The 21,070-nt window shown below is 66.9% G+C and carries 23 protein-coding genes; 15 read left to right on the top strand and 8 right to left on the bottom strand.

Translation table 11 applies throughout. The annotated features are described in order from the left end of the window. Window positions 1–81 precede the first annotated feature (81 nt). The 11 genes from AC07V5_RS21810 to dut all read left to right on the top strand — a co-directional run bounded on the left by AC07V5_RS21810 (window position 82) and on the right by dut (window position 10,447). Complete coding sequence (locus AC07V5_RS21810; protein WP_495117805.1) at window positions 82–1,065, top strand: BMP family lipoprotein; 984 nt, start codon at window positions 82–84, stop codon at window positions 1,063–1,065. 79 nt (window positions 1,066–1,144) lie between these two features. Further along, the gene (locus AC07V5_RS21815) at window positions 1,145–2,689 is read left to right on the top strand and encodes an ABC transporter ATP-binding protein (protein WP_495117806.1); all 1,545 of its coding nucleotides are present in this window, start codon (window positions 1,145–1,147) and stop codon (window positions 2,687–2,689) included. 8 nt (window positions 2,690–2,697) lie between these two features. Continuing rightward, window positions 2,698–3,789 carry an ABC transporter permease gene (locus AC07V5_RS21820; protein ID WP_495117807.1) on the top strand — a complete coding sequence of 364 codons (1,092 nt, stop codon included), beginning with the start codon at window positions 2,698–2,700 and terminating at the stop codon, window positions 3,787–3,789. Beyond that, window positions 3,789–4,763 (top strand): ABC transporter permease, encoded by a 975-nt coding sequence (locus AC07V5_RS21825; protein WP_495117808.1) that lies wholly within the window; start codon window positions 3,789–3,791, stop codon window positions 4,761–4,763. Before AC07V5_RS21820 ends, AC07V5_RS21825 begins: the two co-directional genes overlap by 1 nt. A 1-nt stretch (window position 4,764) precedes the next feature. After that, window positions 4,765–5,181, top strand: a complete 417-nt coding sequence (gene cdd, locus AC07V5_RS21830) for a cytidine deaminase (protein WP_495117809.1) — start codon at window positions 4,765–4,767, stop codon at window positions 5,179–5,181. An 8-nt stretch (window positions 5,182–5,189) separates the two neighbouring features. Continuing rightward, a complete protein-coding gene (locus AC07V5_RS21835) occupies window positions 5,190–6,026 on the top strand; it encodes a purine-nucleoside phosphorylase (RefSeq protein WP_495117810.1) in 837 nt (278 codons plus the stop codon). Beyond that, window positions 6,023–6,787, top strand: a complete 765-nt coding sequence (gene deoC / locus AC07V5_RS21840) for a deoxyribose-phosphate aldolase (RefSeq protein WP_495117811.1) — start codon at window positions 6,023–6,025, stop codon at window positions 6,785–6,787. Before AC07V5_RS21835 ends, deoC begins: the two co-directional genes overlap by 4 nt. 3 nt (window positions 6,788–6,790) lie before the next feature. Continuing rightward, a complete protein-coding gene (gene deoA, locus AC07V5_RS21845) occupies window positions 6,791–8,101 on the top strand; it encodes a thymidine phosphorylase (RefSeq protein WP_495117812.1) in 1,311 nt (436 codons plus the stop codon). Then, entirely contained in the window at window positions 8,101–8,796 is a 696-nt protein-coding gene (trmB, locus tag AC07V5_RS21850; protein ID WP_495117813.1) for a tRNA (guanosine(46)-N7)-methyltransferase TrmB, read from the top strand. The genes deoA and trmB overlap by 1 nt, the downstream gene beginning before the upstream one ends. After that, window positions 8,796–10,001, top strand: coding sequence for a bifunctional phosphopantothenoylcysteine decarboxylase/phosphopantothenate--cysteine ligase CoaBC (gene coaBC, locus AC07V5_RS21855; RefSeq protein ID WP_495117814.1), 1,206 nt, complete (start codon window positions 8,796–8,798; stop codon window positions 9,999–10,001). Before trmB ends, coaBC begins: the two co-directional genes overlap by 1 nt. Further along, a complete protein-coding gene (dut, locus tag AC07V5_RS21860) occupies window positions 9,998–10,447 on the top strand; it encodes a dUTP diphosphatase (RefSeq protein ID WP_495117815.1) in 450 nt (149 codons plus the stop codon). Before coaBC ends, dut begins: the two co-directional genes overlap by 4 nt. A 73-nt stretch (window positions 10,448–10,520) precedes the next feature. Here the strand turns inward: dut and AC07V5_RS21865 are convergent, their stop codons facing one another. Then, window positions 10,521–11,042 (bottom strand): FKBP-type peptidyl-prolyl cis-trans isomerase, encoded by a 522-nt coding sequence (locus AC07V5_RS21865; protein WP_495117816.1) that lies wholly within the window; start codon window positions 11,040–11,042, stop codon window positions 10,521–10,523. A 40-nt stretch (window positions 11,043–11,082) separates the two neighbouring features. Between AC07V5_RS21865 and AC07V5_RS21870 the strand changes: the two genes are divergently transcribed. The 3 genes from AC07V5_RS21870 (at window position 11,083) to AC07V5_RS21880 (ending at window position 13,116) form a co-directional block, all read left to right on the top strand. Then, entirely contained in the window at window positions 11,083–12,198 is a 1,116-nt protein-coding gene (locus tag AC07V5_RS21870) for a JmjC domain-containing protein (RefSeq protein WP_495117817.1), read from the top strand. Between the two features lie 55 nt (window positions 12,199–12,253). Next, on the top strand, window positions 12,254–12,748 hold the full coding sequence (locus AC07V5_RS21875) for a hypothetical protein (RefSeq protein WP_495117818.1): 495 nt from the start codon (window positions 12,254–12,256) through the stop codon (window positions 12,746–12,748). A 161-nt stretch (window positions 12,749–12,909) separates the two neighbouring features. Further along, window positions 12,910–13,116, top strand: a complete 207-nt coding sequence (locus AC07V5_RS21880) for a hypothetical protein (RefSeq protein ID WP_495117819.1) — start codon at window positions 12,910–12,912, stop codon at window positions 13,114–13,116. Window positions 13,117–13,244: 128 nt separating this feature from the next. Here the strand turns inward: AC07V5_RS21880 and AC07V5_RS21885 are convergent, their stop codons facing one another. The 7 genes from AC07V5_RS21885 to AC07V5_RS21915 form a co-directional block, all read right to left on the bottom strand. Further along, complete coding sequence (locus AC07V5_RS21885) at window positions 13,245–14,024, bottom strand: MBL fold metallo-hydrolase (protein WP_495118022.1); 780 nt, start codon at window positions 14,022–14,024, stop codon at window positions 13,245–13,247. Window positions 14,025–14,055: 31 nt separating this feature from the next. After that, window positions 14,056–15,234, bottom strand: coding sequence for an NlpB/DapX family lipoprotein (gene bamC, locus AC07V5_RS21890; protein ID WP_495117820.1), 1,179 nt, complete (start codon window positions 15,232–15,234; stop codon window positions 14,056–14,058). Window positions 15,235–15,304: 70 nt separating this feature from the next. Further along, the gene (gene dapA, locus AC07V5_RS21895; RefSeq protein WP_495117821.1) at window positions 15,305–16,186 is read right to left on the bottom strand and encodes a 4-hydroxy-tetrahydrodipicolinate synthase; all 882 of its coding nucleotides are present in this window, start codon (window positions 16,184–16,186) and stop codon (window positions 15,305–15,307) included. 30 nt (window positions 16,187–16,216) lie between these two features. After that, window positions 16,217–16,720, bottom strand: coding sequence for a class I SAM-dependent methyltransferase (locus AC07V5_RS21900; protein ID WP_495117822.1), 504 nt, complete (start codon window positions 16,718–16,720; stop codon window positions 16,217–16,219). After that, a complete protein-coding gene (locus tag AC07V5_RS21905; protein WP_495117823.1) occupies window positions 16,717–16,842 on the bottom strand; it encodes a hypothetical protein in 126 nt (41 codons plus the stop codon). The genes AC07V5_RS21900 and AC07V5_RS21905 overlap by 4 nt, the downstream gene beginning before the upstream one ends. Beyond that, on the bottom strand, window positions 16,839–18,053 hold the full coding sequence (locus AC07V5_RS21910; protein WP_495117824.1) for an MFS transporter: 1,215 nt from the start codon (window positions 18,051–18,053) through the stop codon (window positions 16,839–16,841). Before AC07V5_RS21910 ends, AC07V5_RS21905 begins: the two co-directional genes overlap by 4 nt. Window positions 18,054–18,066: 13 nt before the next feature. After that, on the bottom strand, window positions 18,067–19,395 hold the full coding sequence (locus AC07V5_RS21915) for an amidohydrolase family protein (protein ID WP_495117825.1): 1,329 nt from the start codon (window positions 19,393–19,395) through the stop codon (window positions 18,067–18,069). Window positions 19,396–19,576: 181 nt separating this feature from the next. Between AC07V5_RS21915 and AC07V5_RS21920 the strand changes: the two genes are divergently transcribed. Further along, window positions 19,577–21,052: an alpha/beta hydrolase gene (locus AC07V5_RS21920; RefSeq protein ID WP_495117826.1), complete on the top strand. Its 1,476-nt coding sequence runs from the start codon at window positions 19,577–19,579 to the stop codon at window positions 21,050–21,052. Window positions 21,053–21,070: the final 18 nt, after the last annotated feature.

The raw sequence follows: 21,070 nt of genomic DNA on the forward strand, positions 1-21,070 counted from the left end.
TCGCGGGGAATCGGTATTTTCCTACCCAGTAAAACTTGAGGGATGTTTTCTACAATGCGCCCCTTTCGCCTTGCTCACCCCATGCCCATGACGACCTCTCTGCCCCGTCTTGCTGCCTTGACCTTGCTGGTCGCCTCGGCCATGGCCCAGGCTCAGCAGCCGGCGGTGATCTTCGACATGGGCGGCAAGTTCGACAAATCCTTCAACCAGGCCGGCTACCAGGGTGCCGAAGCGTGGAAGAAGGAAACCGGCAAGACCTATCTCGAGTTCGAGATCAGCAACGACACCCAGCGCGTGCAGGCCATCCGCCGCATGGCCGAGAAGGGCGCCAGCCCCATCATCAGCATCGGTTTCGCCCAGGCGTCGGCCCTGCAGCAGGTGGCCAAGGACTTCCCCAAGACCCAATTCGCCATCATCGACGCCAAGGTCGACCTGCCCAACGTGCAGTCCCTGCTCTTCAAGGAGCACGAGGGCAGCTATGTGGTCGGTGCGATGGCGGCCCTGGTCAGCAAGACCGGCAAGGTCGGCTTCGTCGGCGGCATGGACATCCCGTTGATCCGCAAGTTCCAGTGCGGCTACGAGCAGGGCGCCAAGGTCACGAACCCGAAGGTCGAGGTTTTCTCCAACATGACGGGTACCACGTCGACCGCCTGGAACGACCCGACCCGCGGCGGTGAACTCGCCAAGAGCCAGTTCGCCAAGGGCTCGGACGTCGTCTTCGCCGCCGCTGGCGGCACGGGCGTGGGCGTCTACCAGGCTGCCAAGGATGCCGGCAAGCTCGCCATTGGCGTGGACAGCAACCAGAACCACATCCAGCCCGGCACCATGCTGACCTCCATGGTCAAGCGCGTGGACGTGGCCGTCTACAACGTGCTCAAGGGCTGGAAGCCCGGCGTCAGCGTGCTGGGCCTGAAGGAAGGCGGCGTGGACTATGCGGTTGACGACAACAACGCCAAGCTGCTGAACCCGGCGCTGAAGGCCAAGGTCGACGCCGTCAAGGCCGACATCATTGCCGGCAAGGTCAAGGTCGCCGACTACATGGCGGACAACGCCTGTAAATACTGATGGCCTTGCGGGATGGACCTGCCGGCGTACTCGCTGGCAGCTCCGTCCTCAACTGACTAAAGAGCGTTCACGCCCCGACATGCCAGAGCAAGCCGTTCCAGCCGTCCGCCTTCAGGGCATCTCCAAGCGCTTCGGCGCCGTGCAGGCCAACCGCGAAGTGTCGTTCGACATCGCCGCGGGCAGCGTGCATGGCCTCGTCGGCGAGAACGGTGCCGGCAAGAGCACGCTGATGGCCATCCTCTACGGCTATTACCACGCCGATGCGGGGCATATTGAGGTCAACGGCCAGCAGGTCCGCATTGCCAATTCCCAGCAGGCGATCGCCCTGGGCATCGGCATGGTTCACCAGCACTTCATGCTGGTCGAGACGCTGACCTGCCTGGAAAACATCATGCTCGGCGCCGAGGACGGCTTCTTCCTCAGCGCCTCCAAGGCCAAGGTGCGCGCCAAGCTGCAGGTGCTGATGCAGGAGACCGGTCTCACCGTGCAGCTCGATGCCGTGGTGGCCGATCTGCCGGTGGGTGAGCTGCAGCGGCTGGAGATCCTGAAGGCCCTGTACCGCGGCGCCAAGATCCTGATCCTTGACGAACCCACCGCGGTGCTGACACCGCAGGAAACCGACCAGCTCTTCGTCACGCTGCGTCGGTTGAAGGAACGCGGTACGACGCTCATCCTCATCACGCACAAGCTCAAGGAAGTCATGAGCCTGTGCAGCGCCGTCACGGTGATGCGTGCGGGGCAGGTCGTCGAAACGCGCCCGATCTCCGAGTGGAGCGAGGAAGCGCTGGCCGAGAGCATGGTTGGCCGCAAGGTCACGCTGGGCCGGCCCGAGGGCCTGGAAGTGCATGCGGGCGAGGTCCGTTTGCAAGCCTCCGGCCTGAGCCTCAAGCACGCCAACGGTGTGCCCGCGCTGAAGAACGTCAGCCTGACGCTGAAGGCCGGCGAGATCGTCGGCGTGGCCGGCGTGTCGGGCAATGGCCAGAGCGAGCTGCTGGAGGTGCTGTCCGGCCTGCGTGCGCCCGAGGGCGGCCGCATGGAGCTGGGCGGCGCGTCATTCACGCCCGAGGCCTGGCTGGACACGGCCCGCGCACGCCCGCTGCGGCTCGCCCATGTGCCCGAGGATCGGCATGCTGTGGGCTTGGTCATGAGCTTCCCGGCTTGGGAATCCGCCGTGCTGGGCTACCAGAACCTGCCCAAATATCGCAAGGGCGCCGCGATGAACCACGCTGCCATGCGCGACGCGACCCGCGCGATGCAGGAGCGCTTCGACGTGCGCCCGCGCGACGAAAACCTGGGCTCGTCCAAGTTCTCCGGCGGCAACCAGCAGAAGCTCATCCTGGCGCGCGAGATCGGCGAGCAGCCGACCGTGCTGCTGGTAGGCCAGCCCACCCGCGGCGTCGACATCGGCGCCATCGAATTCATCCACGGCCAGCTGCGCGCGCTGCGCGATGCCGGTTGCGCGGTGCTGTTGGTCAGCAGCGAGCTGGACGAAATCCTGGCTTTGGCCGACCGCGTCGTCGTCATGAACTGCGGCCGCATCACCGGCGAGCTGGCCATCGAAGAGTGTGATGAAAAACGTCTTGGCCTATTGATGGCCGCACAAGAAGAACGAGTGGCCGCATGAGCCAACCCATGACTCTCCCCCGTTGGATCGACATCGGCCTGCTGCCGCTGTGGAACCTCGCCGTCGCGCTGGTCGTGGCTGGCCTCGTCGTCATGGTCATCGGCCACAGCCCCTGGCAGGCGCTGACGGTGCTGCTGAACGGCGCCCTGGGCAGTGTGCGCGGCCTGGGCTATTCGCTGTACTACGCGACGACTTTTATCTTCACGGGCCTGGCCGTGGCCGTGGCCATCCATGCCGGCCTGTTCAACATCGGTGGCGAAGGCCAGGCGACGTTGGGCGGCGTGGGCGTGGCGCTGGTGGCGCTGTGGCTGGGTGCCAAGCTGCCGGCCCTCGTGCTGCTGCCGCTGCTGGTCATCGCGGCTGCCTTCTTCGGCATGCTGTGGGCGGCGCTGCCGGCCTATCTGCAGGCCTGGCGCGGCAGCCACATCGTCATCACGACGATCATGTTCAATTTCCTGGGCGCCGCGTTGAACGCCTACCTGCTGGTGAACTGGCTGCGCCCGGCCGGCAGCATGTCGGTCGAGTCCGCCGAGTTCGCCGAGAGTGCCCGCATGCCGGCGCTGCACCAGATGGCTGCGGCCTTGGGCTACGAGCTGCCGTCTTCGCCGCTGAACCTCAGCCTCGTCATCGCGCTGGTCGCCTGCGTCTTCGTCGGCTGGTTCCTGTGGAAGAGCGCGGCCGGTTATGCCGTGCGCTCGGTCGGCAGCGCGCCGCGTGCCGCCCACTACGCCGGCATCCGCCCGCGAGCCCAGGTCATGATCGCCATGGCCATTTCCGGCGCACTGGCTGGTATGGTCGGCATCAACGAGATCTCGGGCGTGCAGGGCAAGCTGACGCTGGACTTCGTCGCCGGCGCCGGCTTCACCGGCATCGCCGTGTCGCTGATGGGCCGCAACCATCCGGTCGGCATCGTGCTGGCCTCGCTGCTGTTCGGCGTGCTCTACCAAGGCGGTGTCGAGGTGTCGTTCGAGCTGCAAGGCTTCAGCCGCGAGATGGTCGTCACGGCTCAAGGCCTGATCGTGTTGTTCTCGGGCGCGATGGCCACCGTCAGCGCGCCGCTGTTCGCGCGCCTCTACGGCATGTTGAAGGGAGGCCGCTGATGGATGAAGTCCTGATCGCCTCGGTGCTGGCGTCCACGTTGCGCGTCAGCGCGCCGCTGCTGCTGTGCGCGATGGCGGGCGTGCTGTCCGAGCGCGCTGGCGTTGTCGACCTAGGCCTGGAAGGCAAGATGCTGTTCGCAGCCTTTGCGGCTGCGGCCGCCGCCTCGGTCACGCATTCCGCGGCTTACGGTGTCATGGCGGCCATCGCTGTTGCCTGTGTCGCGTCGCTGGTGCACGGCTTTGCCTGCGTCAGCAACCGCGGCGACCAGGTCGTTTCCGGCGTAGCGCTGAACATGATTGCCGCCGGCCTCACGGTGGTGCTGGGCATCGCCTGGTTCCAGCAGGGCGGCCAGACGCCGCCCATCGAGCCCGACGTGCGCCTCACGGCCATCGCCAAGGGCTTTGCCGAGCCTCAGCCGGGCAACTGGTTCGCCTCCGTCTTTGGCCACGGCTTGCTGAGCCACAACGTGCTGGTCTACCTGGCCTTCGTGATGGTCGGGGCCGTCTGGTTCTTCCTGGAACGCACCCGCCCGGGCCTGCGCCTGCGCGCCGTTGGCGAGAACCCAGCCATGGTCGAAGCCGCCGGCATGTCCGTCCAGGGCCTGCGCTACCAGGCGCTGCTGATGAACGGCGTGCTCTGTGGCCTGGCGGGCTCCTACCTGACGCTGGCGCAGAACGCATCGTTCGCGCCCAACATGACCGCCGGCCGTGGCTTCATCGCGCTGGCCGCGATGATCTTCGGCAAGTGGAAGCCGCTGCCGACCATGGCCGCCTGCCTGCTGTTCGGCTTCCTGGATGCTGTCGCGATCCGCATGCAGGGTGTTCAGCTACCCGCTGGATTGGGCGGTGGCGAAGTACCCGTGCAGCTGATCCAGGCTTTGCCCTATATCTTGACGGTGGTCCTGTTGGCTGGCTTCATTGGTTCTGCCATCGCCCCCCAGGCGCTGGGCAAGCCTTACGTGAAGGAACGCTGAAATGGAATTGACCCAAGACCTGCTGAACCGCCTGCTCGCCGAGTCGCTGCGCGCGCGCGAGTTCTCGCATTCGCCTTACTCCAAGTACAAGGTCGGCGCGGCCATCCTCGACGAGCAGGGCCGCATCCACATCGGCGCCAACATGGAGAACGCGTCCTACCCGCAGGGCTGGTGCGCCGAGCCCTCGGCGCTGACGGCCATGATCATGGCCGGCGGCAAGCAGGCCAGGGCCGTCCTCGTGACGGGCCCGGGCCCGGACGTGATCACCCCCTGCGGCGGCTGCCGGCAGAAGCTGCGGGAGTTCTCCGTTCCCGAAGAGCTCGTCATCATTGCCGGCGATCCTGGCGGTATCCGCCAACGTTGGACCCTGGCCGAATTGCTGCCTCACAGCTTCGGGCCATCCCATCTGAATTTCTGAGGTTTCCCATGATCGACAACAAAACCCTCGGCGTCGCGATCACCGCGAGCGTCGAGAAGCTGCAATCCCTGTTCGGCAACGCTCCTGAAGTCGCCGTCGTGCTCGGCTCCGGTTGGGCCGGTGCGGTCAGCCATGTGCAGGATGCCAAGAACCTGCCCTACACCGAGCTGCCGGCCTTTCCGCAGCCCAAGGTCGAGGGCCATGTCAACGAGATCGTCGTCGGCAACATCGGCAACCAGCGCGTCATCTTCCTGCGCGGCCGCGCCCACACCTATGAGAGCGGCGACTGCACCGGCATGGCTGGCGCACTGCGCACGCTGAAATCCTGGGGCGTGAAGCTGCTGCTGCAGACCAACGCCTCCGGGTCGCTGCGCGGCCACATGCCGCCGGGCAGCCTGATGCTGATCGCCGACCACATCAACGCGCCGCAGCGCAGCCCGCTGGTGGGCGAGCAAGGCAGCCATCGCTTTGTCGACATGGTCAACGCCTATGACGGCGAGCTGCGCAAGCACGCGCTGGCGCTGGCCAAGCGCGAGAACCTGATGCTGGGCGAAGGCACCTACTGCTGGGCGTTGGGCCCGCAGTTCGAGACGGCCGCCGAGATCCGCATGTTTGCCGCCTGGGGCGCCGATGCCGTCGGCATGAGCACCGTGCCGGAAACCATCCTGGCCCGCCACGCCGGCCTCAAGGTCATGGGCATTGCGCTGATGACCAACATGGCCGCAGGCCTGTCCGCCGAGGCGCTGACGCATGACCTGACGCTGAAGCAGGCGCAGATTTCCGGTGAACGCGCGGCCTCCTTCCTTGCTGCCCTGGTGGCGAGCTTTGCCGAGCTGACGCTATGACTGCCGATCTGAAGGCGGCGGCCCGCACGGCGCTGGCCTGCCTGGATCTGACGAGCCTCAACGACGCCGACACCGCGGCCGACATCGACGCGCTGTGCCGTCGCGCGCAGACCGCGAACGGCCCGGTGGCGGCCGTCTGTGTCTGGCCGCGCTTTGTTGCCCAGGCGCGTGCCGCGCTGCCGGCGTCCATCAAGGTCGCCGCCGTCGCCAACTTTCCCGACGGTTCGCTGGATGTGCAACGCGCGCTGGCTGATGTCGCCGAGATCGCCCAGGCCGGTGGCGACGAGGTCGACGTCGTGCTGCCGTATCGCGCTTTGATCGCCGGCAACAGCACCGAGGTGGCCGAGTTCCTGTCCGAAGTCCGCTTCGCCAGCCGCCCGCTGACGCTCAAGGTCATCATCGAGTCTGGCGAACTGGCCACGCCCGAACGCATCGCCCAGGCCACGCGCCTGGCGCTGGCGGCCGGTGCCGATTTTGTGAAGACCAGCACCGGCAAGACCAAGGTCGGCGCGACACCCGAAGCCGCTGCGGTGATGCTGAAGGAGATCGCCGTCAGCGGCTTGTCCGCCGCCGGCTTCAAGGCCTCGGGTGGCGTGCGCTCCGTGGCTGACGCTGCTGGCTACATCGCCCAGGCAGAAGCCGCCCTCGGCGCTGACGCTCTCAACCCGCAGCGCCTGCGCTTTGGCGCCAGCGGCCTGCTCACCGATATCGAATCCGTTCTCTCTGGCGCTGAATCCGCCGCGGTCACCGCCGCCTACTGAACCATGCTTGCTCAAGAAATCATCCGCGCCAAGCGCGACGGCCAGCCGCTCAACGAAGCGCAGATCAACCACTTCGTCCGCGGCCTCGTCGACAACTCCTGGAGCGAAGGCCAGGTGGCCGCCCTCGGCATGGCCGTGTTCCTCAAGGGCATGGGCCGTGACGAAGCCGTGCTGCTGACCCGCGCGATGATGAACTCCGGCCGCGTCATGCGCTGGCCCGACATGCCCGGCCCGGTGCTCGACAAGCACAGCAGCGGCGGCGTGGGCGACAAGGTCAGCCTGATGCTGGCGCCCATGGTGGCGGCCTGCGGTGGCTATGTGCCGATGATTGCCGGCCGGGGCCTCGGCCACACCGGTGGCACGGTCGACAAGCTGGAGGCCATTCCCGGCTACACGACGACGCCCGACCCGGCGCGCTTCGACCAGATCGTCCGCACGCTCGGCTGCGCCATCATTGGCCAGACGGCCGACCTGGCGCCCGCCGACAAGCGCTTCTACGCCACGCGCGACGTGACGGCCACCGTCGAGAGCGTGCCGCTGATCACCGCCAGCATCCTGTCCAAGAAGCTCGCCGCCGGCCTCGAAGGCCTGGCCATGGACATCAAGTGCGGCAATGGCGCCTTCGCGTCCACGCCCGAGTTCGCCAAGGAACTGGCCGAGAGCATCGTCGCCGTTGCCGGTGGCGCGGGCCTGAAGACACGCGCGCTGATCACCGACATGAATCAGATCCTGGGCACCGATGTCGGCAACTCGCTGGAAGTCATCGAGACCATCCGCTACCTGAAGGGCGAATACCGCGAGCCGCGCCTGCACGAGGTGACGCTGGCGCTGTGCGCCGAGATGCTGGTGCTGGGCGGCCTGGCTGCCAGCACGGCCGCTGCGCGTGTGAAGCTGCAGGCCGCGCTGGACTCCGGCGCCGCCGCCGAGAAGTTTGCCAAGATGGTCGTCGCCCTGGGCGGCCCGGCCGACCTGATGGAGCGCCCCGACGCCTACCTGGCCGCCGCGCCGGTGGTGAAGCCCGTGGCAGCACCGCGCGCCGGCGTCATCACGACCATGTCGACCCGCGATCTCGGCGTGGCCATCGTCGAGCTGGGTGGTGGCCGCCGCAAGGCGGGTGACGCCATCGACATGCGCGTCGGCTTCTCTGACGTGAAACCGCTCGGCACGCGCGTTGCCGCCGGCGAGCCGCTGGCGCTGATCCACGCGGCCGATGACGCCGCAGCCGATCGCGCCATCGCTTCCTACCTGGCAGCCTGCTCGCTGGGCGATGCCGACATCGCCGCCACGCCCATGGTCATGGCCGAGGTGGGCTGATGGAAGAGAAGGACCCGCCGCAGGACCCGCCACGCAGGGCGATCAAGAGTTTCGTCACGCGCGCCGGCCGCATGGGCACGGGCCAGATCAAGGCCCTGGCCGAGCTGGGCCCCAAGTTCGTGCTGCCCTACAAGCCTGAGCGCCTGGACGTTGCGGGCCTCTTCGGCCGTAAGGCCCCGCTGGTGCTGGAGATCGGCTTCGGCATGGGCGGCGCCACCGCCGAGATCGCCGCCACGCTGCCCGATCACGACTTCATCGGCTGCGAGGTGCACGAACCCGGCGTCGGCGCGCTGCTCAAGCTCATCGACGAGAAGCAGCTGAGCAACATCCGCATCGTCCAGCACGACGCGGTGGAAGTGCTGCGCGACATGATCGGCCCCGACCTGCTGGCCGGCGTGCACATCTTCTTCCCCGACCCCTGGCACAAGAAGCGCCACAACAAGCGCCGCTTGATCCAGCCCGAGTTCATCGCCAGGCTCGTGCAGCACCTCGCGCCCGGCGGCTATCTGCACTGTGCGACCGACTGGCAGCCTTATGCCGAGCAGATGCTTGAAGTGCTGACGGCCGAGCCCCATTTCCTGAACACTGCGGCCGGCTATGCTGACAAGCCCGCCTACCGTCCCCTGACCAAGTTCGAGAACCGTGGCATCAAGCTCGGACATGGCGTGTGGGACCTGGTGTTCAGGAAGCGCTGATGACGAGTCCACTGCACGGCAAACACATCCTCCTCGCGATGACCGGCGGCATCGCCGGCTACAAGATCGCCGAACTGACGCGCCTGTTCGTGAAGGGCGGCGCGACGGTGCAGGTCATGATGACCGAGGCCGCCGAGCAGTTCATCACCGCGGTGACCATGCAAGCCCTGTCCGGCCGCCCGGTCTACACCAGCCAGTGGGATGCGCGGCCCGACAACAACATGGCCCACATCAACCTCAGCCGCGAGGCCGATGTGATGCTGATGGCGCCCGCGAGTGCCGACGCCATCGCCGCGCTGGCCCAGGGCAGGGCGGACGACCTCATCAGCCTGACCGCGCTGGCGCGCCGCATCCATGAGTGCCCGCTGCTGGTCGTGCCGGCCATGAACCGTGAGATGTGGGCCCACCCGGCCACGCAGCGCAACGTCGGGCAGCTCAAGGCCGACGGCGCGACCGTCATCGGGCCTGCCAACGGCGATCAGGCCTGCGGCGAGATCGGCGATGGCCGCATGCTGGAAGCGCAGGAAATCTTCGACGACGTCGAAGCCTTCCTGGCGCCCAAGATGCTGCTGGGCAAGAAGCTGCTCATCACCGCCGGGCCGACCTTCGAGCCCATTGATCCGGTGCGCGGCATCACCAACCACAGCAGCGGCAAGATGGGCTTTGCCATCGCTCGCGCCGCGGCCGAGGCCGGTGCCGACGTGACGCTGGTCGCCGGGCCGGTGCATCTGCCCACGCCGCGCAGCGTGCAACGCATCAACGTGCAGAGCGCCCAGCAGATGTTCGATGCCGTGCTGCCGCTGGCCGCTCACCAGCACGCCTTCATCGCGACGGCCGCTGTGGCCGACTGGCGCCCCGCCCAGACGCACGAGCACAAGCTGAAGAAGGCCGAAGGTGGCGCAACAGCGCCGACCATTGCGATGGCCGAGAACCCCGACATCCTCGCGGCCGTGGCCAAGCTGCCCAAGCCGCCTTACTGTGTCGGCTTCGCGGCCGAGAGCGAAAAGCTCGCCGAACACGCCGACGCCAAGCGCCGCCGCAAGGGCATCCCGCTGATCGTCGCCAACCTCGGCCCAGCCACCTTCGGCCGCGATGACAACGCGCTGCTGCTCATCGACGAGCAGGGTCAGCGTGAACTGCCCCGTGCCGACAAGCTCAGCCTCGCGCGCGAGCTGATCCAAGAACTTTCGAAACGACTCCGATGACCCCGATTGACCTGCAAGTGCTCGACGCCCGCATGGCCGAGCAGATCCCCGCCTACGCCACGCCCGGCAGCGCCGGCCTCGACCTGCGCGCCTGCCTCGACGAAGCGATCACGCTGGCCCCAGGCCAGACGACGCTGATCCCGACGGGCCTGGCCATCCACATCGGCGACCCGGGGCTGGCGGCCATCATCCTGCCGCGCTCCGGCCTGGGTCACAAACACGGCATCGTGCTCGGCAACCTCGTGGGCCTCATCGACAGCGACTACCAGGGTCAGTTGATGGTGAGCTGCTGGAACCGCGGCCAGACCGAGTTCGTCATCCAACCCTTCGAGCGCATCGCCCAACTGGTCATCGTGCCTGTCGTGCAGGCGCAGTTCCGCCGCGTGGACAGCTTCGATACGTCCGAGCGTGGCGCCGGCGGCTTCGGCTCGACGGGCAAGAGCTAAAGCAAAAAGGCGCCGTGAGGCGCCTTCGGTTCATGCCATCCGGCTGTGCATGCCGGATGTCCTTCGGCAGGCCTCAGTGCAGCTTCTCGTCCGGCGGCGCGCCGGTCTGCACCATGAAGATCGGCTCGCCGACCGAGCCGGCTTCGACTTCCTGCTCGGTCGCCACTCGTACGTCCAGCAGCGTCAGGTGCATGCGCAGTCCGATGCCGGCCAGCGGGTGGTTGCCGTCCAGCACGACGTGCTTGGGGTAGACCTCGGTGACCGTGTAGACCACGTCCTCGGGCATGCCCTCGGTGGCAGCACCTTCCGGCAGGCCTTCGATCTGCAAGCCGGGTTCGACGCCGTCCGGGAACAGGGTGCGCGCCTCGAAGCAGACGAGATTGGAGTCGTAGTCGCCAAATGCTTCCTCGGGCTGCAGCGCGAGGTCGGTTTCGAAGCCGACCTCCTGGCCCTCCAAGGCCTCCTCCACTTTGGCGAACAGGTCCTCCCCGCCGAGCAGGAATTCCATGGGTTCGGTCAGCTCGTCGATGAGCTGGCCTTGGGCATCTTCGAGTCTCCAGCGAAGGGAGACGACACAGGGGCGGGTCGCTTGCATGGAAGAGATTTTCGCACGCAGGCCTCGGCACAATGTGTTCATGCAGATCGACCTCCCGACCCCCATGCTCGCCGGCCTGAGCCAGGCGCAGTTCATGCGCAAGCATTGGCAGAAAAAGCCGCTTCTGGTGCGCCAGGCCTTTGCCAACGCTGCGCCGCCTGCTGCGCTGAAAGACCTCGCGGCGCTTGCCGCACGTGACGACGTCGAGTCGAGGCTCGTCACATCTTTCGACGGCGACTGGAAGCTCAAGCAAGGCCCCATCGCCCGCCTGCCGGCAATGAACAAGCCAGGCTGGACGCTGCTCGTACAGGGGCTGGACCAGCATCTGGACGAGGCGCGTGCGCTGCTGGACCTGTTTCGCTTCGTGCCCGACGCGCGCCTGGACGACCTGATGCTGTCCGTGGCCAGCGACGGCGGCGGTGTCGGCCCGCATTTCGATTCCTACGACGTCTTCCTCATCCAGCTCGCCGGCCAGCGCCGCTGGCGCATCGGTGCGCAGCGCGACGCCGTGCTGCGGGACGATGTGCCGTTGAAGATCATCGCCAACTTCAAGCCCGAGCAGGAGTTTGTTCTCGAGCCGGGCGACATGCTCTATCTGCCGCCCGGCTGGGCGCATGACGGCGTTGCCGTGGGCGGCGGCTGCGTCACGGCGTCGGTCGGTTTTCGCGCTTCGACGGCCGATGGCCTGGCGGCCGAGTTGCTGCCGCGCCTGCTTGACGACGTCGACAGCGCCGGCAAGCTCTACGCCGACCCGCGCCAGGAGGCCACGACCGAGTCGGCCCGCGTGCCGGCGGCGCTGCTGGACTTCGCGCGCCGCGCCGTCGAGGCTGCCGTGCAGCGTCCACAGGCGCTGGAGCGGGCCCTGGGCGAGGCGCTGACCGAACCCAAGGCGACGGTCTGGTTCGACGCTGGCGAGCCGCTGCCGCCGGGGCGAGGCGCCATGCTCGACCGTCGCAGCCGCATGCTCTATGACACGACGCATGTCTTCCTGAACGGCGAGAGCTTCCGTGCCGGTGGGCGCGACGCGGTGCTGATGCGCGGCCTGGCCGACCGCCGCCTGCTGAATGTGGCCGAGGTCGCCCGGCTCTCGCCCGATGCGCGCGAGTTGCTGGACCAGTGGACCGAGGACGGCTGGGTGCAACCCTTGGCGCCATGAGCCCCGATCGACATTCCCGCTTGGCCGGACAACGCACAGCGCAAAGGGGGTACCTGTGAACGCACAAAGTTTCGCCGGGCGTGCCGACTTCCAGCGCCTGGTCATCGGGACGTTGGCCTGGGCCGGCGAGCAGGGCTGTCGTGAACTGCACGCCTGGGACGCCAGCTTCGTCGACTGGCCCTTGTCCGACGCGCAAGCCCTCGCCGCGCTGGCGGCCTGGGCCCGGCATGGCCGCCAGTTGCATCTGCTGGCGCTGCAATACGACGATGTCGTGCGCCGCCATCCGCGCTTCGTCCGCTGGCGGCGCGACTATGCGCACTGCGTGACGGCGCGTGCTGTCGAGCCCGAGGTTCGGCTGGAAGCCGCGCCTGAAAGCTTGCTGCTGGCTGTAGGTGCGGAATCGACGCTGACGCTGCGTCTCTTCGACCGCCATTTATGGCGCGGCGAGGTCAGCCTGGAGGCCGCGCAGCGCCTGCGCGGCCTGGAATGGTTTGATGCCCTGGCGCAACGCTCCAGCGATTCATTTGCGCCCACGACTTTGGGGTTGTGAGCGTTGGCGTTACACAAACCCCTATAATTGCGGGCTAGGCGAGGGAAGCGCTCGAGGTTTTCCGCGTCTTGTTCTGTCGGGGTCGGCCGTTGGTGCAAGAGCATCGATGCACGACCCCAAAGTTATGGTGTGCACCGTCGTTTAAACGTTTGAGGACAAGTATGAATAAGTCGATCCTGTTGGCTTCCCTGCTGGCTGCCGTGGCCCTGAGCGCTTGCAGCAAGAAGGAAGAACCCAAGGTTGAGGCTCCGGCCGCAGCCGTTGTCGCCGCTTCGGCCGTTGTCGATGCCGCTTCGGCCGCCGCCAGCGCAGTTGATGCCGGCGCTTCTGCCGTCGTTGACGCTGCCGCTTCGGCCGCTTCGAAGTAATCGCTTCGTCCCCACGGAAAGAGCCGTCGCTGCGCAAGCAGCGGCGGCTTTTTTCTTTTTCGCGACGCTTTGGCTTGGTTTGCGGCCGCGATTACAAAACTTTGCGCGATGTGATTTCGCCGCGTAACTCAGTTCAGAGCCAACCAGTCCAAACCCAGGGTTGGATGAGCGACGCGAATATCTGATTCCGTGTCGCCGAGGGCTTCGGCCAATGCCGCGCGAGCCAGGTCCGGGCTGTTGTTGTGTTCACTGAGGTGGGCTGCCGCAACAGTTTGCAGCCCCGCGTGCAGGCAGCGCACCAGCAGGTCTGCGGCGGCGGTGTTCGACAGATGACCGTGGCTGCCCAGGATGCGTTTCTTCAGCGCCGGGTGATACGGGCCGGTGCGCAGCATGCCCTCGTCGTGGTTGCACTCCAGCAGCAATGCCTGGCAGCCCTTCAGCGCTTCGGCCACGCTGTCCGGCGCACTGCCCAGATCGGTGACGATGCCCAGCCGCAGCGCGCCCTCATCGAGCACCAGTTGCAGTGGCTCATTGGCGTCGTGCGGCACCGAGAAGGGCCGCAGTTCCATGTCGCCCAGCGGCATGGCCTCGCCGCATTTGGCGATGCGCAGCAGGGCTGGATCGAATTCGGCATTGCCCACGGCTCGCCAGGTGCCGCGGCTCGTGATCAGCGGCAGCCGGTAGCGCGTCGCGAAGGCGAGGGCGCAACCGATGTGGTCGCCGTGCTCGTGGGTGATGAAGACCGCATCGACTTCCTCGGGCGTGCAGCCCGCGCGTGCAAGGCGTTTGACGAGTTCGCGGACGCTGAAGCCGGCATCGACGAGCAGCCGCGTGCTCGTGATGCCCTGGCTGGCCTCGACCAGCGTCGAGTTGCCGCCGCTGCCGCTGCCGAGGCTGCAAAAGCGCATCACGGCAGCGACTTCCTGTTCAGCGCGAGGCTTACTTCAGGTCATCCATCAGCAGGCTGAGGATGCGCTTGGCGTTGTCGTCCGCGATGGCCTGGCCGCGGTCGTCCAGGATGCGCACCATGCTCTTCACGCCATCGGCCTTGACCGAGACGCGGTAGCGCACCGCCGTGGCTGCCTTGGCGCCGAACAGGCGCTGGAAGAAGTTGGGCTCGTCCTTGCCTGCCTGCTCGGGGTCGGCGTAGCGCAGGTAGAACAGGCCAGCCGCGCGGTCGCGGTCCTCGATCGTGAAGCCATGGCGGTCCAGCGACAGGCCGACACGGCGCCACGCGCGGTCGAAACCGTCGTTGACGCTGAGGCTGTCCGGCACTTCCGACAGCGCGCGGCGCTCGGGGCGCTGGGTCTCGCCGCCGACCTTGAGCGTGCTGGGCGTCGTGGCCGTCGCCGGCTTGCCGGCCTCGGCGACCACGGTCTTGGCAGCGTCTTCCTTGCCGCCGAGCTTGAGCATCAGGCGCGACAGCATCTCGGCTTCGAGATAGGGGTCGGCCGGGCGATTCTGCCAGGCAGTCGACTCGCGGCCTTGCGAGGTGTAGACCTCCTGCATGCCGCGGTGGCTGATGAAGATATCGGTGCCCGTGGCGCTGCGCTCGACGCGGGTGCGGTACATGTCGCGCTCGCCGGTCGAATACAGGCCGTCAAAGACCTTGCCGATGGTCGAGCGGATGAAGTCCTGCGGCAGCTTGGCGCGGTTCTCGCCCCAGTTGGTCTCCATGACGCCGACCTCGGGCTGCTCCTTGACGACTTCCAGGCCACGTTCCTGCCAGAAGGTGCGCAGTTGGGGCCAGAGTTGCTCGGGCGTAGCCGCGGTGTGCAGCCAGCGCTCGGCGCCGCTGCGCTCCAGGCGCACGTCGCCGGCCGCATTGGCGGCCACGCTGCCGGACACCAGCGACTGCGCGTTGGTCGAATTGGCCGGCTTCACCGCGGACAGCGCGGAGGCGGTGATGGAGCCGCCCTGCACCTGGGCACGGTTGTCCTTGGCGAGCTGGGTCAGGTCGGGCGGGATGTCCAGGCCCTGGGTCTGGCGCGAGGCGGCCTTGTAGTCGACCTTGTCCGTCGAAAACATGCTGTCGATCGCGCTGCAGCCGGCGAGCGACAGGACAAAGGCCGTGCAGGCCAGGCGGGTCGCCGTGGGGCGAAACGAGGAAAGGGACATCACGCTGGAAATCTCCGGGGAACAAAGGCGCCGGACCTTGCCGGCGCAGCCGCGCATTAGACCAGAGCCTTCAGAGCAATCCGGCTTCGACCATGGCCTGGCCGACGCTGGCCTGACCGTCCGCCGTCAACGGCGTGATTGGCAGGCGCAGAGCCGCGCCACAGCGGCCCAGGCGCGACAGCGCCCACTTGGCCGGGCCGGGGCTGGGTTCGCAGAACAGCTGCTTGTGCAGGCCGAGCAGCTTCAGGTGGATCTTGCGGGCCTCGATGGCGTTGCCTTCAATGGCCAGGCGGCACAGCTCGGCCATCTGGCGCGGCGCGACGTTGGCCGTCACGCTGACATTGCCGTGGCCGCCGAGCAGCATCAGCGCAACCGCCGTGCCGTCGTCGCCCGAGTAGATGTGAAAGCCCGCCGGCGCATGCTTGATCAGGAAGGCCGCGCGCTCGATGTTGCCGGTGGCTTCCTTGACGCCGAAGACGCCGGGCAGGCTGGCGCAGCGCAGCGTGGTCTCGGGTGCCATATCGGCAACGGTCCGGCCGGGCACGTTGTAGAGCATCATGGGGATGTCCACGGCCTCGGCAATCGCCTTGAAGTGCTGATAGATGCCTTCCTGCGAGGGCTTGTTGTAGTAGGGCACGACGGACAGCGTGCAGTCCGCGCCGACTTCCTTGGCATAGCGGCTCAGCTCGATGGCTTCGGCCGTGGAGTTGGCGCCGGTGCCGGCCAGGATGGGAATGCGGCCTTTGCCATGTTCAACCGCGACACGAATGATTTCGCGGTTCTCTTCCATGCTGACGGTGGGCGACTCGCCCGTGGTGCCGACGACGCCGACGCAGGCCGTGCCTTCCTCGACATGCCAGCCGATCAGGCGGCGCAGGGCGGGGTAGTCGATGCTGCCGTCCTCGTTCATGGGCGTGACGAGGGCGACGATGCTGCCGAGGATGGGCTTCATGGTGGAAATTTCTTAAGGAATCTGGCGATTTTAGGCTGCCGACGGCGGCCGAATGGCCGCAACGCGCTGGACGAACCTTGGGTTGACGCCACCCTCGAACACGTCTTCGTAAGCCGCGATGCGCCAGTCGCCGCAGACACGCAGCAGTTCGCCCCGCTGCAACAGGAAATCGGGGCGCGATGGCCGGCCGATGGTCTGCTGGCCGTCGGCAAAGGTTTCCCAGATCAGCCAACCGCCGGGCTTGACGGCGGATTTGATCGTGTCGAACAGCGGGCGCCACAGGTAGTTGCAGACCACCACGAGGTCGAAGGTTTGCTGCAAAGGCCAGGGGCCGCTCTCGATGTCGGCATCGATGATCTTTGCAAGGCTTTGCAGAGGCGCCGTGGCGGCAGTGTCACGGTCGACGCCGGTGACCTGCCAGCCGGCCTCCGCCAGCCAGCGCAGGTTGCGGCCGGAGCCGCAGGCCACGTCCAGCGCGGTGCCCGGCGGTGTCGGTGCAAAGCGCTGCAGCCAGGCGGACGGCGTGCCTGTCATCCGAAGCAGGACCAGATCTGTTCGCTGAGCTGGATCATGACCGCCGGGTGGCGGTAGGCCGCCACGGTCGCCGTCAGCACGGCGACGGCCAGCGCGGGCCAGATCCAGCGGCGCGGCTTCATGCCGGTTGAGCTCGCAGGATGGGCGCCTCGCGCACCGGCAGGTTGGCCAGCATGGCCACCACGCCCAGCGCCACGGCCAGCCACCAGACGACGTCGTAGCTGCCGGTCGTGTCGTAGAGCTTGCCGCCCAGCCAGACGCCCAGGAAGCTGCCGATCTGGTGGCTGAAGAAGACGAAGCCACCCAGCATGGACAGATGCTGGGCGCCGAAGATCTGCGCGACGACGGCATTCGTCGGTGGCACCGTGGACAGCCACAGGAAGCCGATGACGGCCGCGAAGATGTAGACGCTCATCGGCGTCAGCGGCACCGAGATGAAGATGACGATGGCCACTGCGCGCAGGCCGTAGATGGCCGACAGCAGGTAGCGCTTGGGGAAACGTTGGCCCAGCATGCCGGCCGCATAGGTGCCGAAGATGTTGAAGAGGCCGATCAGCATGAGCGCGCCGGTCGACACACCGATGCCCAGCCCATGGTCCTTCAGATAGCTGGGCAGGTGCACCCCGATGAAGACGACCTGGAAGCCGCAGACGAAGTAGCCCAGCATCAGCAACTGGAAGCTGCGGTAGCCAAAGGCCTCGCGCAGTGCCTGGCCGATGCTCTGGTGGGCGCCGCTGAAGGCGGCCACGCTGCGCTCGCGCACGCCGAGCGCCAGCGGCACGATCAGCAAGGCCGCGCCGGCCAGCAGCCACAAGGCGCCCTGCCAGCCGAGATGGCTGATGAGCCAGGTCTCGACGGGGATCATCACGAACTGGCCGAAGGAGCCCGCAGCCGCCGCGACGCCGAAAGCCCAGGAGCGCTTCTCCGGCGACACCGTGCGGCCCAGCACGCCGTAGATGACGGCGTAGGTGGAGCCCGACTGGGCGATGCCGATCAGCACGCCTGCGCCAAGGGTGAAGCTCAGCGGATGGCTGGTCACGGCCATCAGCAGCAAGCCGCAGGCGTACGTCACACCGCCGGCGATCAGCACCTTCCAGGCGCCGAACCGGTCGGCCAGCATGCCGGCGATGGGCCCGGCAATGCCCCACGAGAGGTTCTGCACCGCCATCGCGAAGGAGAAGGTCTCCCGCGTCCAGCCGCGCTCCGTGATGATGGGCTGCAGCCAGAAGCCGAAGCCGTGGCGGATGCCCATCGACAGCGTGACGATCATGGCGCCGCAGAGCAGCACCTGCTGCACGGACAAGCCGGTGGAGGCGGGGCGGGGGGTGTTCATCGGGGGACTGTAATCAGCGCCGTTTGGCCTTGCTGGGCGTCTTGGATTTGGCGGCGGCCTTCTTCTTTGCGGGCTTGGGCGGATCCGCCGTGGATGTGCTGGCCTGCGAGCTGGACGCCGCCACGTCGGCCAGCCGGGTCAGCAGCCGGCCCTGCTTGACGCGCAGCAGCGGCATGTCGACTTGCGTCAGATCGGCAATCGGGTCACCGCCCAGCAGCAGGAAGCTGGCCTCGCAGCCGGCCTCGAAGCAGCCGAGCTTGCGGTTGGGAAAGAGGGCGCGAGGCGTGTCGTGCGTGGCCAGGCGCAGCAGCGTTGCGCGGTCGAGGCCGAGCTCGTCCAGCGCATGCAGCTCGGCGCGTGCAGTGCCGATGAACACGTCCGAACCCACCAACAAGGGCACGCCGGCCGCCTGCAGCCGGGTGAGGTTGGCGCGTTGCACCTCGCGCAGCGCGGCCAGCGCTGTGGCGTCGAGCTTGAACAGCGCAGTCGCAGCAGTCGTGGTGATGACCGCAGTGCGCTGGCGCGCCGCCTGGCTTGCCGCGGCTTCACTGATGGCGAAGCGCTTGGGCGATTCGTCCAGCGTGTTGGCATAGCCGGGCAGGTGGGCGATGGCATCGACGCCGGCCGCCAGCGCCGCGTCGAAATCGGCGGCCGTTTCGACGTGGGCGACGACGCGCCGACCCTCGGCATGGGCCAGGCGCGTCAGCTCACTGGCCGTGTCGGGCCGCAGGCCCAGGCGGCCGAACATGGGTGCCTGCTGCCTCAGCTCGGGCCGCTCGCTGTGAGCCAGCACGATGCGCAGCCAGGTGCCGCCACGCGACTTGATGGCCGGCCATTGGGTGCGCGCCTGTTCGGGGCTGTCGACAAGGACGATCTGGCTCTGGGCCGCCGCGGCCTCGGCAGTGGGTTCGGGCAGCACGGCGGCCAGCGGGTAGCCGTCGGGCGAGGTGATGCAGGCGGTGACGAAGCTGACGTCGGGCGCGGCCGGCGTTGCGGCCAGCGGGCGGACTTCTGCGACGCCAGCCGGGTCGCCGCAGAGCATGGCGGCGTAGAACACGCCGTCGTCGATGTATTTCTCGGCGAACTGGCCCCAGCCCCAGGCCGTCTGCAGGTTGTGGTTGTGGGCCTCGGCGAGCGGGTTGATCAGCACCTGCTGGCCGCGCAGGTCCATCTTGCGGTTGACCTTGGCCGGCTTCTTGGCGACGAACACGCCGTTCTCGACGTAGAGGTTGCCGCGCTGGATCTGGCGGCCATCGAACCAGCGGGCGTTCTTCAACTCCCAGCTCAGCGGGGCGCTGGCTTGGTAGGGCTGGGCCAGCGTGAGCGCGGGCGCCAATATCAACGAGGCAAGCAGGCAGCGGAGCAAGAGTTTTGGGCGGGCTTTGAGAGGTGCGCGATGCTAAATCATGGTCGCCTCGGTGCCGAGGCGTGCTGTTACGAGCCTTGACATCCGAATACGGCAAAATGCCTGTGCATAAGAGCTTTGTCAGGGATGATTTGTGCGTGCAATAAATAATCAGGAAGTGAAGGGCTGCTTCAATATTCGGTTCGGTGCTAATTTCTGCCGTGTTGCCGTTTTGTGTGCTGGCCTGATATTGGGTGGCTGCGGCGGTGGCGGTGGCGGGTCGGCTGAACCCGGGCCTGTTACTCCGCCGCCGCGATTGACGCGCGTGCAGGATTCCAGGAGTTTCGTGGTGCCGGTGGAGGCTTCCCTACCGGCATTGGACGGCGTTGGCGTGGATACGGATCGGTGGGTGGGGGTATTGGACGGTGCGGCCTATCGCGTCGAGGTGCCCAAGCAATGGAATGGTTCTCTCGTCATGTGGGCGCGGGGATATTGGAGCGAGTCGACGCTTTTCATCGAGAACCCGCTGATTCGTCGGCACCTGCTGCAAAAGGGCTATGCCTGGGCTGCGTCGAGTTACACCCGCAATTTCTACGATGTCAATGCAGGCATCGAGGACACCAACAAGCTGGCGGCCAGGTTCCAGCAGCTGGCAGCCCAGCATGGCCGGACGCTGACGGCGCCGCAGCGCATCTATATTGCCGGCATGTCCATGGGTGGGCATATTGCAGCGGCGGCGGTCGAGACCGAGGTTGTGCGCAATGCCCGTAATCCATTGAGCTACGCCGGCGCCTTGGCGCTGTGTGGCTCGGTGTCGGGTGTGGATTGGTATAACTATATGGCGGCCTACCAATTGGCCATGCAGCAGCTGCTGGGTTTTCCGGCCGAAGATTATCCGAGCCTGGTTTATGCCCAGAACCTGACTGCAATGCAGGCCATGCTGCCGAATTCCACCAATACCGGAAATCCCAGCCATCCTGGCGTGGTCAAGCTCGCTGCGTTGATGGAGCAGCTCAGCGGCGGGCAAAGGCCATTTTTCCGCGAAGGGTGGATGGATCCCTACCATCACAACGTTCGGTTCTCGTTGATGAATGGGAAACCGACACTTGACGGTATCTTGGCGCTGAAGGGAATGGATACCCAGCAGGTCCAGTACAAATTCAGTGATGCAGCGCCGGATGAAGAGGCCCGGCAACTCAATACCGTGGTGCGCCGGCTCAGCGCCGAGCCGGACGCCAATCCGCTGCAAAGCCAGGGCTTGCGCTGGATGCCACTGACGACGGGCCAGCTGACCGCGCCCGTGATGGCGCTGCAGACCTTGGGCGATCTGACGGTGCCGATCGACATGCAGATCCGCTACCGGCAACGGGTATCGGCCCAGGGCAATTTGCAGCGGCTGACGCAGCGGCTCATCCGCGATGTCGGCCATTGCAGCTTCACCACCGCCGAGGTCACGACGGCATTCGACGACCTCGTCACCTGGGCCGAGCGCGGCCAGAAGCCGGGCGGCGACGACCTGCTCGATACGCGCTCCTGGAAGGCCGAGGACGCCGGTTGCACCTACACCGACAACCGGGCCGCCATCGGTGACCGTGCCGACCCGGTGAAACGCGCACAGGTGCAAGCCGCCTACGCCGCCTGCCCGGCGCGCTGACACCGCTGAAAGGGCGCG

It is taken from the genome of Roseateles sp. GW821-FHT02E12, from assembly GCF_059421665.1.

Coding starts and splice junctions, on each gene's coding strand:
- AC07V5_RS21870 (WP_495117817.1), top strand. CDS start 11,083: ATGCAGATCGACCTCCCGACCCCCATGCTCGCCGGCCTGAGCCAGGCG.
- AC07V5_RS21910 (WP_495117824.1), bottom strand. CDS start 18,053: ATGAACACCCCCCGCCCCGCCTCCACCGGCTTGTCCGTGCAGCAGGTG.
- AC07V5_RS21815 (WP_495117806.1), top strand. CDS start 1,145: ATGCCAGAGCAAGCCGTTCCAGCCGTCCGCCTTCAGGGCATCTCCAAG.
- AC07V5_RS21820 (WP_495117807.1), top strand. CDS start 2,698: ATGACTCTCCCCCGTTGGATCGACATCGGCCTGCTGCCGCTGTGGAAC.
- dut (WP_495117815.1), top strand. CDS start 9,998: ATGACCCCGATTGACCTGCAAGTGCTCGACGCCCGCATGGCCGAGCAG.
- deoC (WP_495117811.1), top strand. CDS start 6,023: ATGACTGCCGATCTGAAGGCGGCGGCCCGCACGGCGCTGGCCTGCCTG.
- deoA (WP_495117812.1), top strand. CDS start 6,791: ATGCTTGCTCAAGAAATCATCCGCGCCAAGCGCGACGGCCAGCCGCTC.
- AC07V5_RS21905 (WP_495117823.1), bottom strand. CDS start 16,842: ATGAAGCCGCGCCGCTGGATCTGGCCCGCGCTGGCCGTCGCCGTGCTG.
- AC07V5_RS21825 (WP_495117808.1), top strand. CDS start 3,789: ATGGATGAAGTCCTGATCGCCTCGGTGCTGGCGTCCACGTTGCGCGTC.
- dapA (WP_495117821.1), bottom strand. CDS start 16,186: ATGAAGCCCATCCTCGGCAGCATCGTCGCCCTCGTCACGCCCATGAAC.
- trmB (WP_495117813.1), top strand. CDS start 8,101: ATGGAAGAGAAGGACCCGCCGCAGGACCCGCCACGCAGGGCGATCAAG.
- AC07V5_RS21885 (WP_495118022.1), bottom strand. CDS start 14,024: ATGCGCTTTTGCAGCCTCGGCAGCGGCAGCGGCGGCAACTCGACGCTG.
- AC07V5_RS21880 (WP_495117819.1), top strand. CDS start 12,910: ATGAATAAGTCGATCCTGTTGGCTTCCCTGCTGGCTGCCGTGGCCCTG.
- AC07V5_RS21865 (WP_495117816.1), bottom strand. CDS start 11,042: ATGCAAGCGACCCGCCCCTGTGTCGTCTCCCTTCGCTGGAGACTCGAA.
- AC07V5_RS21835 (WP_495117810.1), top strand. CDS start 5,190: ATGATCGACAACAAAACCCTCGGCGTCGCGATCACCGCGAGCGTCGAG.
- AC07V5_RS21900 (WP_495117822.1), bottom strand. CDS start 16,720: ATGACAGGCACGCCGTCCGCCTGGCTGCAGCGCTTTGCACCGACACCG.
- coaBC (WP_495117814.1), top strand. CDS start 8,796: ATGACGAGTCCACTGCACGGCAAACACATCCTCCTCGCGATGACCGGC.
- cdd (WP_495117809.1), top strand. CDS start 4,765: ATGGAATTGACCCAAGACCTGCTGAACCGCCTGCTCGCCGAGTCGCTG.
- bamC (WP_495117820.1), bottom strand. CDS start 15,234: ATGTCCCTTTCCTCGTTTCGCCCCACGGCGACCCGCCTGGCCTGCACG.
- AC07V5_RS21810 (WP_495117805.1), top strand. CDS start 82: ATGCCCATGACGACCTCTCTGCCCCGTCTTGCTGCCTTGACCTTGCTG.